13 protein-coding genes are annotated in these 14444 nt (G+C 72.0%); 6 read left to right on the plus strand and 7 right to left on the minus strand.

Annotated features, from left to right (window positions below):
* Window positions 1-49: 49 nt before the first annotated feature.
* On the minus strand, window positions 50-778 hold the full coding sequence (locus tag V5E28_RS08250; RefSeq protein WP_336205808.1) for a metal-dependent hydrolase: 729 nt from the start codon (window positions 776-778) through the stop codon (window positions 50-52).
* 243 nt (window positions 779-1021) lie between these two features.
* Between V5E28_RS08250 and V5E28_RS08255 the strand changes: the two genes are divergently transcribed.
* Both V5E28_RS08255 and V5E28_RS08260 read left to right on the plus strand, forming a co-directional pair.
* Complete coding sequence (locus tag V5E28_RS08255; protein WP_336205809.1) at window positions 1022-1726, plus strand: PadR family transcriptional regulator; 705 nt, start codon at window positions 1022-1024, stop codon at window positions 1724-1726.
* A 56-nt stretch (window positions 1727-1782) separates the two neighbouring features.
* A complete protein-coding gene (locus tag V5E28_RS08260) occupies window positions 1783-2286 on the plus strand; it encodes a DUF1707 SHOCT-like domain-containing protein (protein ID WP_336205810.1) in 504 nt (167 codons plus the stop codon).
* A 31-nt stretch (window positions 2287-2317) separates the two neighbouring features.
* Here V5E28_RS08260 and V5E28_RS08265 read toward each other — a convergent pair whose 3' ends face one another.
* From V5E28_RS08265 to V5E28_RS08285, 5 genes are all read right to left on the minus strand, one after another.
* On the minus strand, window positions 2318-2440 hold the full coding sequence (locus V5E28_RS08265) for a hypothetical protein (RefSeq protein ID WP_336205811.1): 123 nt from the start codon (window positions 2438-2440) through the stop codon (window positions 2318-2320).
* A gap of 234 nt (window positions 2441-2674) precedes the next feature.
* Window positions 2675-4075 (minus strand): sugar porter family MFS transporter, encoded by a 1401-nt coding sequence (locus tag V5E28_RS08270; RefSeq protein ID WP_336205812.1) that lies wholly within the window; start codon window positions 4073-4075, stop codon window positions 2675-2677.
* A 179-nt stretch (window positions 4076-4254) separates the two neighbouring features.
* On the minus strand, window positions 4255-6714 hold the full coding sequence (locus tag V5E28_RS08275) for a polynucleotide kinase-phosphatase (protein WP_336205813.1): 2460 nt from the start codon (window positions 6712-6714) through the stop codon (window positions 4255-4257).
* Entirely contained in the window at window positions 6707-8230 is a 1524-nt protein-coding gene (locus V5E28_RS08280) for a 3' terminal RNA ribose 2'-O-methyltransferase Hen1 (RefSeq protein WP_336205814.1), read from the minus strand. Before V5E28_RS08280 ends, V5E28_RS08275 begins: the two co-directional genes overlap by 8 nt.
* 48 nt (window positions 8231-8278) lie before the next feature.
* On the minus strand, window positions 8279-9193 hold the full coding sequence (locus tag V5E28_RS08285; protein ID WP_336205815.1) for an LLM class F420-dependent oxidoreductase: 915 nt from the start codon (window positions 9191-9193) through the stop codon (window positions 8279-8281).
* Window positions 9194-9313: 120 nt separating this feature from the next.
* On the opposite strand from V5E28_RS08285, the gene V5E28_RS08290 reads away from it, so the two are divergent.
* Genes V5E28_RS08290 through V5E28_RS08305 form a run of 4 tightly spaced genes read left to right on the plus strand, consistent with a single transcriptional unit; the run spans window position 9314 to window position 13186 of the window.
* Window positions 9314-10330 (plus strand): hypothetical protein, encoded by a 1017-nt coding sequence (locus V5E28_RS08290; protein WP_336205816.1) that lies wholly within the window; start codon window positions 9314-9316, stop codon window positions 10328-10330.
* A gap of 53 nt (window positions 10331-10383) precedes the next feature.
* The gene (locus tag V5E28_RS08295; RefSeq protein ID WP_336205817.1) at window positions 10384-11499 is read left to right on the plus strand and encodes a sensor histidine kinase; all 1116 of its coding nucleotides are present in this window, start codon (window positions 10384-10386) and stop codon (window positions 11497-11499) included.
* The gene (locus tag V5E28_RS08300) at window positions 11496-12590 is read left to right on the plus strand and encodes a sensor histidine kinase (RefSeq protein WP_336205819.1); all 1095 of its coding nucleotides are present in this window, start codon (window positions 11496-11498) and stop codon (window positions 12588-12590) included. Before V5E28_RS08295 ends, V5E28_RS08300 begins: the two co-directional genes overlap by 4 nt.
* Window positions 12587-13186 carry a response regulator transcription factor gene (locus V5E28_RS08305; protein WP_336205820.1) on the plus strand — a complete coding sequence of 200 codons (600 nt, stop codon included), beginning with the start codon at window positions 12587-12589 and terminating at the stop codon, window positions 13184-13186. Before V5E28_RS08300 ends, V5E28_RS08305 begins: the two co-directional genes overlap by 4 nt.
* On the opposite strand, the gene V5E28_RS08310 is transcribed toward V5E28_RS08305, so the two are convergent.
* The gene (locus tag V5E28_RS08310) at window positions 13183-14433 is read right to left on the minus strand and encodes a class I SAM-dependent RNA methyltransferase (protein WP_336205821.1); all 1251 of its coding nucleotides are present in this window, start codon (window positions 14431-14433) and stop codon (window positions 13183-13185) included. The genes V5E28_RS08305 and V5E28_RS08310 overlap by 4 nt on opposite strands.
* Window positions 14434-14444 lie beyond the last annotated feature (11 nt).

A 14444-nucleotide genomic window follows, 5' to 3' on the forward strand; every position in this document is an offset into this window, starting at 1 on the left:
GGCGGATGTCTCGATATCAAGATATCTCGGAAAGTATCTCGACATCAAGTTAAACCGGCGCCAGCCTCCAGAACAGCAGGCCGACGATGGCGATGGACAGCACCGGGGCGAGGATCTTCTGCTCGAACTTCTTGCCCGTCTTGATGCCGATCTTCCACGGCAGCAGGAACTTGACGGACAGCGGCCAGAGCACCGGACAGCCCCGCTCGGTCAGGCAGTCGCCCACCACGTGCATGAGGCACCCGATCCCCACGGCCAGCCCCAGCCAGGCATAGCCCACGGCCAGCGAGAGGAAGACGGCGTAGAGCCCGGCGGTCAGCCCGATGTTGACCAGCGCCGAGCCGAGCTTCTTGCCCGGGATGCCGATGCCGATCGCGCGCAGGGCCAGCCCGATGAGCAGCACGACCATGATGTCGCGCCCGATCGGATAGGTGTTGGCCAGCCAGTGCGCCCCGAATCCGAGCCCCACGGCGAAGGCCAGCGAGTGCGTGGCGCCCCGGTGCCCGCCGCTCACCCAGCACACGGCCTTGCTCAGCATCCAGGTGACGGGCCCGAACGTCTGCGCGATCGTGGCGCTCGGATGGTCCAGGTCGGGCAGCATCGCGGCGCCGGCGCAGATGATCGCGCCCGCGATGAGCTCGGCCGGGCTCAGGGCGGTGGCCATGATCCCGGTCTCGATGAAGCGGGAGGAGTCGTTCAGTAACGGCAGTGCGGCCAGCGGCGGCGCCAGGCCCAGCCAGGCGATGGCCCCCGTGAGCGCGTGAGTGTGGCCCATCATGATCGGGACCCTACGCCAAACGTCCCGCAAACGCAGACGAGGTCGCCTCCGCGGCGACAGCACCCCCCAGCCCTGCCGACGCGGAACGACCTCGTCTGCTCTGAATAACGACCCCCCTCCGGATCCTGTTCCCCGAATCCAGAAGTTTTTGGTGATCTGTCTCACTTGCCGGATTTGGTTGTCAACGACATGCCAACGATATATCTTTGAAGAGTCGAGAACAGTCTGAAGGAGGAGCACACCATGACATCCGCACAGGCGGCAGGGGGCCCCTGGGCCCGCCCGCACGACCTCAAGAAGGCGGCCCGGGACGCGATCAGGGCCCTGTCCGACGCCTTCGAGCAAGGCCACCAGCACCACCGCGGCGGCCCACACGAGCACCGGCACCGGGGCAGGCGAGGGCCCGGCCAGTTCCCGTTCGACTTCGGGCGCGGTCCTTGGGGACCGGGACCGTTCGGCGGGCACCGCGGCTGGGGCGGCAGGCCCCGCAAGGCCAAGCGGGGCGACGTGCGCGCCGCGATCCTGGCGCTGCTCGCCGAGGAGCCCCGCAACGGCTACCAGATCATCCAGGAGATCGCCGAGCGCAGCGAGGGCGGCTGGAAGCCCAGCCCCGGCGCCGTCTACCCCGCGTTGCAGCAGCTCACCGACGAGGGCCTGGTCGTCGCCGACGAGAGCGAGGGCCGCAAGTCCTTCCGCCTGACCGACGCCGGCCGCGCCTACATCGAGGCGCACGCCGACGAGGTCAGCGCCCCCTGGGACGAGATGCGGCCCGACATCGACGACAACACCGCGGACCTGTGGGACATCGCCCGCCAGTCGGCGTTCGCCATGATGCAGGTTCTGCAGACCGGAAGTGACGCACAGATCCGCGAAGCGCGTAAGACTCTGGTTGAGACCCGGCGCAGGCTCTACCAGATCCTGGCCGACGGCGACCCGGGCGAGGAGTGACCACGATGACCGGCGGTGCCCCGGTGAGCCGGTTAGGAGAGAGCGAGGCAACCGGCATGGACCGAGACGATCTCCGCATCGGCGACGCCGAGCGCGAGCAGACCATGGCCTCCCTGCGCGAGCACTTCGCCCAGGGCCGCCTCACCCACGAGGAGCTCGACCAGCGCCTGGACCAGGCGCTGGCGGCTCGCACCGGCCGTGACCTCGCCCAGGTGACGGCGGACCTGCCCGGCCAGCAGCGCGGCTACCGCGAGCCCGCCCAGCACCACGACCTGGACTGGCGGGAGGCGATGCGTGCCCACCGGCGGCAGATGAGGGCGGCGCACCATGAGGGCTGGGACCGGCGCGGGCCCCGGCCCGGCCCCCCGTGGCACGCCCCCCGGTCCGGGCCTCCTTGGCGCGGCCACCGCGGCCCCGGCCCGATCGTGCCGATCCTGTTCGCCTTCCTGATCATCGGCCTGATGGTCGGCGGGCTGGGCGTTCTCAAGGTGCTGTTCTTCGTCTGGATCGGGGCGATGATCCTCGGCTTCGCCACCCGGCGCTTCCGCTGCCGGCGCTGATGCCCCCGTCCGGCGCGGCGAGCCGGCTCGTTCAGCTCAGCTCGCCGCGCCCGGCCGGCGGGCGCACGTGGTCCCGGAGCCGGGCGAGCTCGCCGGCGATGGACGCGACCGTCCAGTGGGCGTTGAGGCCGCTCGGGTTCGGCAGGACCCACACACCGGCCCCGCCCACCAGGTCGGGCTGCGGCCCGATCTTCGCCTTGGGCCGGGCGAAGGCCGTACGGTAGGCCGAGATCCCCAGACGGCCAGCGCCTTCGGCCGCGCCTCGGCGACCCGCGCGGCCAGCCGCACCGCCCCTTCGGCCAGTTCCTCACGCGACAGCTCCGCCGCCTTGGCGCTGGGCCGAGGGGCCGAGGACGTCGTCGAGCACGCCTCGCAGGGTAGCCGACGCTCAGCCCATCTCTTCGAGCTTGCGCCCCTTGGTCTCCTTGACCCACTTGCTCACGAAGATGAACGACAGCAGGGCGAACAGGGCGTACATGGCGTAGGTGAGCGGCAGGTTCCACTCCGACAGCGCCGGGAAGGTCACCGTGATCACCCAGTTCGCTATCCACTGCGCGGCCGCGGCGACGCCCAGGGCGGCGGCGCGGATCCGGTTCGGGAATATCTCGCCCAGCAGCACCCAGACGACCACGCCCCACGACAGCGCGAAGAACAGCACGAACAGGTTGGCGGCGATCAGCGCGATCGTGCCCTGCGCGCCGGGCAGCGAGACCTCCCCGTCGATGGTCCTGGCGAAGCTGAACGCCCAGGCGGCGGTGCCCAGCGAGATCGCCATCCCGGCGGAGCCGATGAGCAGCAGCGGCTTGCGGCCGATCTTGTCGACCAGGGAGATGGCGATGAAGGTGCCGATGATGTTGATGACCGAGCTGGAGAAGCTGATCAGCAGCGAGTCGCTCTGGGTGATGCCCACCGACTGCCACAGCACCGACGAGTAGTAGAAGATCACGTTGATGCCGACGAACTGCTGGAAGACCGACAGGACGATGCCGATCCAGACGATCGGCAGCAGTCCGAACGCCGGGCCGCGCAGGTCCTTCATCGTCGGCCGGGTCTCGGACTTGAGCACCTGCTGGATCTCCAGCACGCGCGCGTCGAGGTCCACGTCGTCGCCCTCGACCTCGGCCAGCACCTCACGGGCCCGTTCCGGCCGGCCGGACATGATCAGATAACGCGGCGACTCGGGGATGGTCGAGGCGAACAGCAGGTAGAGCAGGGCCGGCACGACGCAGGCGCCCAGCATCCACTGCCACGCCTCAAGGCCCCACAGCGGGTTGTTGACGTTCCCGCCCGCCAGCCTGGCGATCACGTAGTTGACCAGCTGGGAGACGGCGATGCCGAGCACGATCGCGAGCTGCTGGAACGACCCGAGCCTGCCACGGTAGGCCGGCGGCGCCACCTCGGCGATGTAGGTCGGGCCGAGCACCGACGCCATCCCGATCGCCACGCCCGCCAGAACTCGCCACGCGGCCAGGTCCCAGATGGCGAACGGGAGCATCTGCCCGATCGAGCTGACCGCGAACAGCACCGCGGCGGCCTGCATCGTCCTGGTGCGCCCCCACCGGTCGGCGAGGTTGCCGCCTATCCAGGCGCCGACGGCCGAGCCGAGCAGCGCGATGGCCACCACCACGCCGATCTCCACAGGACCGGCCTTGAAGTGGTTCTGGATGCCGACGACGGCGCCGTTGATGACGGAGCTGTCGTAGCCGAACAGAAAACCGCCAACGGCCGCCGCCGCCGTGATGAAGACGACGTGGCCCAGGTGCTCCTGATGAGCGTGCGGAGTAGCCATATGGGTCCCTTCCCCCGGGTAAGGGACATACCCCAACTACTCTCTGTTGATCAGGGATTACCCAATCTTCAACCAGAAGACACCGGCCACGACCGCCGCCACCAGCAGCGCCACCCCGTAACCGAGCAGGGCCCGGCCCAGGCGGCGGCGCAGACAGCCGGGGCGGTGCCGGTCGGCGGTCACAGCCGCGGGTCCACGGGCTCGGACTCCAGCGCGAGCACCCCGAACACCGGCTCGTGCACCCGCCAGCCCGCCTCGCCCTCGGCCAGCCGCGCCAGCGCCTCCAGCCCGAGCGCGTGCTCGCGCAGCGCCAGCGAGCGCTTCTTGCCGAGGAAGCGCCTGCGCAGCACGTCCAGCGACTCGGTGTAGTCGGGGCCGTAGATGATGCGCAGGTACTCCCTGCCCCTGACCTTGACGCCCGGCTGGACCCGCCCGCCGGTGTGCACGGCGGGCTTGACCACCATGCCCTCGCCTCCCCCGGCCGTCATGGCCTCCCACCACGCCACCGCCTCGGCCCGCGACCGCTCGGAGTCCAGGGAGACGAACACGTGCCTGGTCTGGGTGATCACGGGCGAGCCGAGCAGCGCCAGCGTCGACAGGTGCCAGGCGTGCGGCTCCAGCGCCGTGGCCCTGCCCTCGCACGCCAGGATCTGGAACGGCGCCAGCCGCACCCCCTCCAGACCGTCCACCGGCCAGCAGTAACGCGCGTACGCCTCACGGAACAGGGCGGCGTTGCCGGCCCGGCGGCCGGTGCGCTCCAGCAGGTCCCCCACGTCCAGGCCGCGCGCGGCGGCAGCCTCCAGTGCCGACACCGCCTCGGGCAGCGCGGCCCGCGCGGCCGCCCCGACGGAGGCGTACTGGGATTTGATCAGCTCGCCCGCCTTGGCCGACCACGGCAGCAGCTCGCAGTCGAGCACCACCCAGTCGGAGTCGAGCGCCTCCCACAGCGGCTCGCACGCCACGCGCAGCCGCTCGACCAGCGGCGTCAGATCGGTGAAGAACGGGCGGCCGGTGCGGGTGTAGACGGCGCCGGCGCCGCCGTCGGCGACGCCGAACCGCCTGGCCGCCGCCTCGGGGGTCCTGGCGAGTACGGCCACCGCCCGCGAGCCCATGTGCTTCTCCTCGCACACCACCTCGGTCACGCCGGCGGCGGCGAACTCCTCGAACGCCTCGTGCGGATGCTCCAGGTAGCCGTCGAGCGCGGACGTCTCGGGCGGCGCCATGGTCGGCGGCAGGTACACCAGCCAGCGCGGGTCCACCGCGAACCGGCTCATGATCTCCAGGGCGGCGGCCGCGTTCTCCTCGCGCACCTTGATCCGCCCGCCGAACCGGGTCTCGATGTGGCGGGTGCCCCGCACGTCGTTGATGTCCAGCATGGCCGGATCGCGAGCCGGTCCGCCGAGTGGCTTGACCGACTCGTACCAGACCTGCTCGGCCGGCACCTGGACGAGCTCCCGCTCGGGGTAGCGCAGCGCGGTCAGGCTGCCGCCGAAGACGCAGCCGGTGTCGAGGCAGATCGTGTTGTTGACCCACTCGGGCTCGGTGGTGGGCGTGTGGCCGTAGACGACCATGGCCTGGCCCCGGTACTCCTCGGCCCACGGGTAGCGGACCGGCAGGCCGTACTCGTCGGTCTCGCCGGTGGTGTCGCCGTAGAGCGCGAACGCGCGGACCCTGCCGGAGGCGCGCCCGTGGTAGGACTCCTTGAGCCCGGCGTGCGCGACGACGAGCCTGCCACCGTCGAGCACGTAGTGGCTGATCAGGCCGTCCATGAAGGCGCGGGCCCGCTCGACGAACTCCGGCGGCTCGGCGGCGAGCTGGTCGAGCGACTCGCGCAGGCCGTGCGCCACCGTGACCTTGCGGCCGTTCAGCGCGCGGGCCAGCTTGGCCTCGTGGTTGCCCGCCACGCAGATCGCCGTGCCGGCCTCGACCATGCTCATGACCAGGCGCAGCACGCCGGGCGAGTCGGGGCCGCGGTCGACGAGATCGCCGACGAACACGGCCGTGCGGCCCTCGGGATGTCTGGTTCCCTCCCAGCCGAGCCGGGCGAGCAGCGACTCCAGCTCCGAGCGGCAGCCGTGGATGTCGCCGATGATGTCGAACGGGCCGGTGAGCTCGCGCTTGTCGGTCCACGCCTTCTCGTAGGAGATCTCCGCCTGCTCGATCTCCTCGACGCCGCGCAGCACGTGGACCTTCCTGAAGCCGTCGCGGGAGATCTTGCCGAGCGAGCGGCGCAGCTCCTTGCGCTGGCGGATCACCACGCGGGCGCCGAAGTCGCGGTCGGGGCGGCCGGCGTTGCGCTCGACCGCCACCTCCTCGGGCACGTCGAGCACGATGGCCTCGGCCAGCACGTTGTGCTGCTTCGCCAGGTCGATGAGGCTCCTGCGGGCGGCGTACTGCACGTTGGTGGCGTCGACCACGGTGAACAGGCCCCTGGACAGGCGAACGCCGACGATGTGGTGGAGCAGGTCGAACGCCGCCGGGGTGGCCGTCTGGTCGTTCTCGTCGTCGGAGATCAGGCCGCGGCAGAAGTCCGAGGAGATCACCTGCGTCCGCTTGAAGTGCCTGGCGGCGAACGTCGACTTGCCGCTGCCGGAGACACCGACCAGCACCACGAGGGAGAGCTCGGGAACGCTAATCACGGGCGAACACTCCCATCTGGGTGGGCGGCCCGACTTCCGGGTCGTCCTCTCCCACGGGCCTGACGGTGACTCGGTAGCCGTACTGGGCGGCCACCCTGGCGGCCCAGGCCTCGAACTCGGCGCGGGTCCACTCGAAGCGGTGGTCGGGGTGGCGCAGCCCGGTCAGGAAGTCGTAGCGCACGTTGTACTCGATGTTCGGGGTGGTCACCAGCACGTGGGCGGGCCTGGCGTGACCGAACACGACCCGCTCCAGCGCCGCCAGCCGGGGCGGGTCGACGTGCTCGACGACCTCCATGAGCACCGCCGCGTCGTAGCCGGACAGGCGCTTGTCGGTGTAGGTGAGCGCGCCCTGGAAGAGGGTGAGCCTGGCCCGCTTGGCGTCGGCCATCCGCTCCAGCTTGAGCTTGCGCGCGGCGATGGTGAGCGCCATCGACGAGACGTCCATCCCGGCCACGCGGGCGAACCTCGGCCTGGCCAGCAGCGCGCCGACCAGCTCGCCCTGCCCGCAGCCCAGGTCGATCACGCTGGTCGCGCCGAGCTCTTCGAGGGTCTCCAGCACGGCCGCCCGCCGCTGGAGGTTGAGCGGCTTGCGCTTGGGCGCCTCCGGAGCGGGCTCCTCGCCCTGGATCTCGCCCTGGATCTCGCCCTGGTCCTCGCCCTGGTCCTCGCCCTGGTCCTCGCCCTGGGCCTCGGCCTCGGCCGCGGCGGCCTCGTCGGCGGCCGTCTCGTCCGCGGGGGCGTCCTCGGACACCGCGGGCTCCAGCCGCTCCTCGGTCTCGTCGCCGAGCTCGGCCAGCCTGGCGAGCGCGGCCCGGGCCATCGCCCAGCGGCGGCCGAGGTAGCGCCGGGTGATCAGGCCGCGCTCCGGATGGTCGCGCAGCCAGCCCCCGCCGGCCCGGATCAGCTTGTCGACCTCGTCGGAGGCGATCCAGTAGTGCTTGCCGTCGTCGAGCACGGGCAGCAGCACGTAGAGGTGGTTGAGCGCGTCGGCCAGCCGCACGGTGCCGCTGAGCGCGAGCCGGACATAACGCGAGGCGCCCCACTCGGGAAAACCCTCGTCGAGCGGCACGGGCTGCGCGGCGACCTGCCAGCCGAGCGGCGCGAACAGCCGCTCGGCCAGCTCCGGCCCGCCCCTGCAGGGCAGCGCGGGCAGCCGGATCTCCAGCGGCAGCGGCGTGTCGGCGAGCTCCTGCCTGGACCTGCACCGCCCGGCCCGCGCGGTGCGGAACACGTCGGCCAGGGCCACCGCCAACAGCGAGGAGGCGGCGTAGGGCCGGTCGTTGACGTACTGCGAGAGGCTGAAGTCGGGCGAGCCCTTGCCTCGCGACCTGGCCAGCGCGACGGGGTCGATGTCCAGCAGCAGCGCCGCGGTGCAGCGCCGCTCGCCGGCCTCGGGATAGAACACGGTGGCCTTGCCGAACGACTGCCCGAACCGCTGCACCTTGTCAGGGTGTTTGTGCAGCAGGAAGCCCAGGTCGGTGGCAGGGCGGGCGGTCGTGGAGATCGTCAAGAGCACGCCCCAAGTCTGCCGTAGCCCGACAAAGGCGCGCCATCGGATAAGTCACTACACGTGCGGCAGCACCTCGGCGGCGATCAGTTCCAGATGGTCGAGGTCCGCCAGGTCCATCACCTGGAGGTAGACGCGCTCCGCGCCGAGCGCGGCGAACCGGCCGATCTTCGCCAGCACCTCGTCGGGCGTGCCGGCCAGCCCTGCCTCGCGAAGGCTCGCCAAATCCTGGCCGATGGCGGCGGCGCGCCGGTCGAGCTCCGCCCGGTCACGGCCGACGCAGACGGTCTGCGCCGCCGACAGCACGACGGTTCGGCCGTTCTCCTTGGCCGCCTCGCGCACCCGGCCGAAGGCGGCACCGGTGTCGGCGAGCCCGTGGAACGGCACGTTGTACTCGTCGGCGAAGGCCGCGGCGAGCCGGGGCGTGCGCTTGGCTCCGACGCCGCCGACGATGATCGGCGGCCCCGGCCGCTGGACCGGCTTGGGCAGCGCGGGCGAGTCGACGAGCCGGTAGTACCGGCCGTCGTAGGAGAACGACTTCTCCGCCGTCCAGAGCCCCTTGACGATCTCGACCTGCTCCTCGAGCCGGCCGAACCGCTCGCCCGGAGGCGGGAAGGGGATGCCGTAGGCGGCGTGCTCGCCGTCGTACCAACCGGCGCCGATGCCCAGCTCGACCCGGCCGCCGCTCATCTGGTCGACCTGGGCGACGCTGATCGCCAGGGGGCCCGGCAGCCGGAAGGTGGCCGGGGTCACCAGGGTGCCCAGCCTGATCGTGGAGGTCTCGCGGGCCAGCCCCGCCAGGGTGATCCAGGCGTCGGTGGAGCCGGGGCCCGGGTCCCCCGCGCCGATGCGCTGATAGTGGTCCGACCGGAAGAACGCGTCGAAGCCCAGACGCTCGGCGGCCTGGGCGACGGCGAGCAGGTCGTCGTAGGTGGCGCCCTGCTGGGGTTCGGTGAAGATCCGCAACTTCATGACCCCCATTATCGGCACAGAACGGACGGCATCCGGAGAATGCCCCCGCGACACCGCGAACGCTTGCTAACGTCCACCGTCAAGCACTCTCTGTAGCCGTTCGATCACTCGGGGTGGGCTATGACGGCATCACGGCGCAAGAGGCATCCGGGCACGCTCCCGCGCCCTTTCGCGGTCCTGTTCGCGCTGGCCCTGGCCGCGGCCACCGCGGTGGCGGTCTCGCTGCTGCCCGCGCGGGCGACGCTCCAGCTCGCGGGCCCCAGCCCGGCGCCGTCGCGGGCCGCGCCGGCCACACCGGCCAAGGCGCCCCCGGCGCAGCCGTCGACGTACGTCGCCTTCGTCGACACCGCGGCCGAGCCGGGCTTCGACCTGCCCGCCGACGCGCACCGCACCGGCGTGCGCTGGTACGCACTCGGCCATCTGGTGGCGGGGCCCGACGGCTGCACGTCACGGTGGGCCGGGCGGCTCGACTTCGGCCACGACCCGGTGGCCAACAGGATCGGCCGCCTGCGGGCCCGGGGCGCGGACGCCGGCCTGGTCTTCGGCGGCCCCGACGGCGGGGACCCGGCCGCCACCTGCACCCGGCCGGGCGCCCTTGCCGCCGCCTACCGCCGGGCCGTCGGGGCCTTCGACGCCGTCTACGTCGACTTCGACCTGCGTACCGAGAGCGACGATCACGAGGCCATGACGCTGCGGCGGGCGCGGGCCGTCAGGGCGATGCAGCAGCAGCGGCGGCTGCGGGTCGGCTTCACGCTGCCGCTGCGACCGTACGGGCTCTCCAAGCGTGACATCGACACGCTGCGGATCACCCGCGAGGCGGGAGCCGACATCGGCACGGTCAACCTGCTGGCCGCCATCGAGCCGCACAGCGCCCCCGAGGGCAGGATGAGCCGGGTCGCGGTGGCGCTGCACGCGGCCCGGACCCAGCTCGCGCGGGCACACGGCCTGGCGGACCCCGATCTGGCCTGGCGGCGGCTCGCGCTGACCTGCGTACTGGAGGATCCGGACGACCTGAGCGAGACCGACGCCCGCAAGCTGGCCGACTTCGCGGACCGCTACGGGATGGCGTGGCTCTCCGCGCGCGGGGCGGCTCCCGAGCCCGGCGTTGCGCGAATCCTGCGGCGCACCTCCGCCTGAACTATAGGCTTTGCTGGAGAAAGGCGGCTTTTGATCGGTTAGGGGATGCCTGAGTGGCCACGAGGCCGGAGACGGCGAAGAAGATCCTTCTCCACTGGATGGACGCCACGATCGCCCTCCTGGGGTTCGTCTTCGCGGCGCACATCGTCTCCATGGCCGCGGAGGAGCGGATCTCCGTGCCGGTCGCGCTCTTCGCCCTGGCCTGCATGACGGGCGTCCTGGTGCTCTACTGCCTCATCCTGAGGGACGCCTACGACGACCGGCCGCTGCCCGCGGTGAAACTGGCCGTGGGCGCGCTGCTCGCGGCGGGCGCGGTGCTGCTGCCGACGCTCCACCTCACCGACGTCGGCATGTGGGAGAACATCGCCTACATCTGGCTGGCGTCGGCGGTGCTGTACCTCCCGCTCTGGGCCACCGTCTGCTTAGGGGCCGGCCTCCTGACGGCGCTCACCGTCTTCCTCACGGCGGTGACCACGAGCCCGTGGCAGACCGTGCTGGTGGGCCAGCTCATCAGTGCCCCGCTGGTGCCCGCCGCGACCTGGATCTGGTGCTGGATGTGGCGGACCATCAGGGACGCGCACGACAGCCAGGAGGCCAAGGCCAGGTTGGCGGTGTCGGAGGAACGGCTGCGGTTCGCCCGCGACCTGCACGACCTGCTCGGCCACAGCCTCTCGGTCATCACCCTCAAGAGTGAGCTGGCCGCCAAGATGGCCACCAAGGACGCCGCCAGGGCAGCGTCCGAGATGTCCGAGGTACGCCGCCTGGCCGGGGAGTCGCTGATCGAGGTGCAGCTGGCCGTGGACGGATACCGCTCGCTCGACCTGGACGTGGAGCTGGCGGGCGTGCGCGCCGCGCTGGAGGCGGCGGGCGCACGCTGCACGATCGACGCCAGGGCCCACGACCTGTCGCCCGCGGCCCGCACGCTGCTCGCGTGGGTGGTCCGGGAGGGCGCGACCAACGTGCTCAAACACAGCCGGGCCACCCGGTGCTCGATCACGATCGGCGGCGGAGTGCTGGAGATGCGCAACGACGGGGTGGACTCCCCGGCGGCCGGCTCCGGCAGCGGCCTGCGCGGACTCGCCGAACGCATGGTCACCGCGGGCGGCTCGTTCACCGCCGAGTCCACGCCCACCGGGGAGTTCCTGCTGACGGCCAAGGTGCCGGCATGAGGCGCGCGACCAGGCTGGACAAGGTCCGGTGGCTCATCATCGGCTCCTCCGACCTGGCGCTCCTGCTCGGCCTGTTCGGCGTCTACGACCTCTACCTCCGCTGGCAGATGGGAGTCCCCGGCGCGGTGGTCGCCGTCGCCGCCGCGCTCGTCGTGATCGTCGTCGTGATGGCGTCGCGCTCGATCAGGATCGCCGTCAGGGGCGGCCCCCGGCCCACCGTGACGCTGGCGGTCACCGGGGTGATGGTCCTGCTGCTGACCGTGATCCCGGTCATCTGGATCAACCCGGTGTGGCTGGCGATGACGGCGCCGTTCGTACGCAGACGGACCCTGTCGCTGCTGACCCTCGCCTCGATCGCGGTGGTCACCACCTACGTCGCCCTGGCCGACGGTTTCGACTCGCTGGTGCTGGTGCTGGTGCTGCAGGTCCTGTTCACCACGATCCTCGTCGGCGGCGTCCTGGCGAACCTGTGGCTGTGGCGGATCGCCAGGGAGGCGCACGAGGGGCAGGAGGCCAATGCCAGGCTGGCCGTGGCCGAGGAGCGGCTGCGCTTCGCCCGCGACCTCAACGACCTGCTCGGGCAGAGCCTGGCGGACATCGCGGCCCGGACCGCGGGCGCCGAGCAGAGCCTCAGCGGCGCCCCGGAGGCGGCGGCGCGCGAGATGTTCGAGGTGCGCGACCTGACCAGGCGGGCGCTGCGCGAGGTACGCGCCACCGTGCAGAGTTACCGGGCGCTGGACCTCGGCGAGGTGCTCGCCAGCGTGCGCGCCGTGCTGGAGGCCGCCGACGTGCGCTGCACGGTGGACGCCGACGCGGGCGAGCTGCCGGCCGAGACCCGGACGCTGCTCGCCACCGTGATCCGTGAGGGAGCGACGAACGTGCTCAAGCACAGCCATGCCGGGCACTGCACGATAACGATCAGGAAGGGGATCCTGGAGATGTCCAACGACGGCGTCGACGGCCCGGTGGGCGAGCACGCGCCGAACGGCCTGGGCGGCCTCGCGCAGCGCGTCAGCACCGCCGGAGGCGCGCTCTCGGCGGCGCCCACACCCGAGGGCGCCTACCTGCTCAGGGTCGTGGTGCCGGCATGACGACCCGCGTGCTGCTGGCCGACGACGAGCACCTGATCCGCGGCGCGATCGCCGCGCTGCTCGACCTGGAGGACGGGATCGAGGTCGTCGCCCAGGTCGGCAGGGGCGACGAGGTCATGGCGGCCGTCGCCGAGCACCGGCCGGACGTGGCCGTGCTGGACATCGAGATGCCCGGCATGGACGGGCTGAGCGCCGCCGAGCAGATCAGCTCGAAGTGCAAGATCGTGATCCTGACCAGCCTGGGCCGGCCCGGCTATCTGCGCAGGGCGATGGCGGCGGGCGTCAGCGGGTTCCTCGGCAAGGACGCCTCGGCCGAGGAGCTTGCCATGGCGATCCGGAAGGTGCAGTCCGGCGGCCGCTATCTGGACGCCGAGCTGGCCGCCGCCGCCATGGCGGCAGGCGACAGCCCGCTCACCGACCGGGAGCGTGACGCGCTGCGGCTGGCGGGCGACGGCCACACCATCTCCAGGATCGCGGCCGAGCTGCACCTCACCGAGGGAACCGTGCGCAACTATCTGTCGAGCGCGATGACCAAGCTGAACGCGCAGAACCGGCTGGAGGCCATCCGCACCGCCCAGCGCATGGGCTGGCTCTAGCTCCGGGTGAGCAGCGCCACGCACTCCACGTGGTGGGTCATCGGGAAGGCGTCGAAGGCCCGCAGATCCGTCAGCGGGTAGCCGCGCTCGGCCAGCCAGGCCAGGTCGCGGGCGAGGGGGGCCGGATCGCAGGAGACGTAGACGATGCGCAGCGGCTCCAGCGAGGCGATCCGCTCGACCACGTCGCGGCCGAGCCCCGCCCTGGGCGGGTCGACCACCACGAGGTCGGCCCGCTCGATCTGGAAGCGGTCCAGCGCCTCCTCCACCCGGCCCCGCTCCACCCGGGCCTGCGGCAGCTCGCGCAGGTTGGCGCGCGCGTCACGCACGGCCGCCGCCTCTGACTCCAGCCCGAACACCGCGCCCTCCGGCCCCACACCCTCGGCCAGCCCGGCGGCGAACAGGCCGACACCGCAGTAGAGGTCGAGGGCCCACTCCCCCGGCTCCGGCGCGGCGTAGGCCAGGACCGCGCCCAGGAGGGTCTCGGCGGCGCCGGGATGCACCTGCCAGAAGCCGCTGCCCGCCACCCGGAACTCGCGCTCGCCGACCCGCTCGTGCAGCACGCCGGAGCCGCGACGCGGGACGGTGCGGCCCTTGCCCTGGTCGAGCAGGATGGAGGCGGGCGCGTCCAGCTCGGGCACCGTCACGCTGCGCCGAGGCCGCGGCGCGACCACGACGGCCCTGTCACCGTCGGAGGAAGCGATCACCTCGACCACGGCTGCTCCCGGCCACTCGTGGTCCTCGGCTCCGACGGCCTCCACCTCGGGGTGCGCGATCAGGCAGGCGTCGACCGGCTGGATCTCGTGCGAGCGATGCTTGCGCAGGCCGAGCCGGCCGTCGGGCAGCGCGGCGAACTGGACGCGGGTGCGCCAGCCGAGCCCGTCCTTGGCGCCCGGCACCTCCTCGACGACGACCTCCCGCTCGATCCGGGCCAGCCTGCGCAGCTGCTCGGCGACGACGTCGGCCTTGAGCCGGCGCTGCGCCTCAAGGGTGGCGTGCTGCCAGTCGCAGCCGCCGCACATGCCGGGGCCCGCGTACGGGCAGGGCGGGACCACGCGGTCGGGGGACGGCTCGAGGATCTCCACGGCGTCGGCCCGCAGGAACCGGGTCGTCTCCTCGGTGACCGCGGCTATGACGCGCTCCCCCGGCAACGCGTGCCGGACGAAGACCACGCGCCCTTCGTGGCGTGCCACGCACCAGCCGCCGTGGGCGACCGGACCTACTGTCAGCTCGAGAGATGCCTGTTCCACACGGATACCCT

Source organism: Nonomuraea sp. LPB2021202275-12-8 (assembly GCF_037044575.1).
In the GTDB taxonomy this organism is placed as follows: Bacteria; Actinomycetota; Actinomycetes; order Streptosporangiales; family Streptosporangiaceae; genus Nonomuraea.

Excerpts from the sequence above, each read along its gene's own strand:
- V5E28_RS08250 (WP_336205808.1), bottom strand. The coding sequence starts at position 778 with ATGATGGGCCACACTCACGCGCTCACGGGGGCCATCGCCTGGCTGGGC.
- V5E28_RS08255 (WP_336205809.1), top strand. The coding sequence starts at position 1,022 with ATGACATCCGCACAGGCGGCAGGGGGCCCCTGGGCCCGCCCGCACGAC.
- V5E28_RS08260 (WP_336205810.1), top strand. The coding sequence starts at position 1,783 with ATGGACCGAGACGATCTCCGCATCGGCGACGCCGAGCGCGAGCAGACC.
- V5E28_RS08270 (WP_336205812.1), bottom strand. The coding sequence starts at position 4,075 with ATGGCTACTCCGCACGCTCATCAGGAGCACCTGGGCCACGTCGTCTTC.
- V5E28_RS08285 (WP_336205815.1), bottom strand. The coding sequence starts at position 9,193 with ATGAAGTTGCGGATCTTCACCGAACCCCAGCAGGGCGCCACCTACGAC.
- V5E28_RS08290 (WP_336205816.1), top strand. The coding sequence starts at position 9,314 with ATGACGGCATCACGGCGCAAGAGGCATCCGGGCACGCTCCCGCGCCCT.
- V5E28_RS08300 (WP_336205819.1), top strand. The coding sequence starts at position 11,496 with ATGAGGCGCGCGACCAGGCTGGACAAGGTCCGGTGGCTCATCATCGGC.
- V5E28_RS08305 (WP_336205820.1), top strand. The coding sequence starts at position 12,587 with ATGACGACCCGCGTGCTGCTGGCCGACGACGAGCACCTGATCCGCGGC.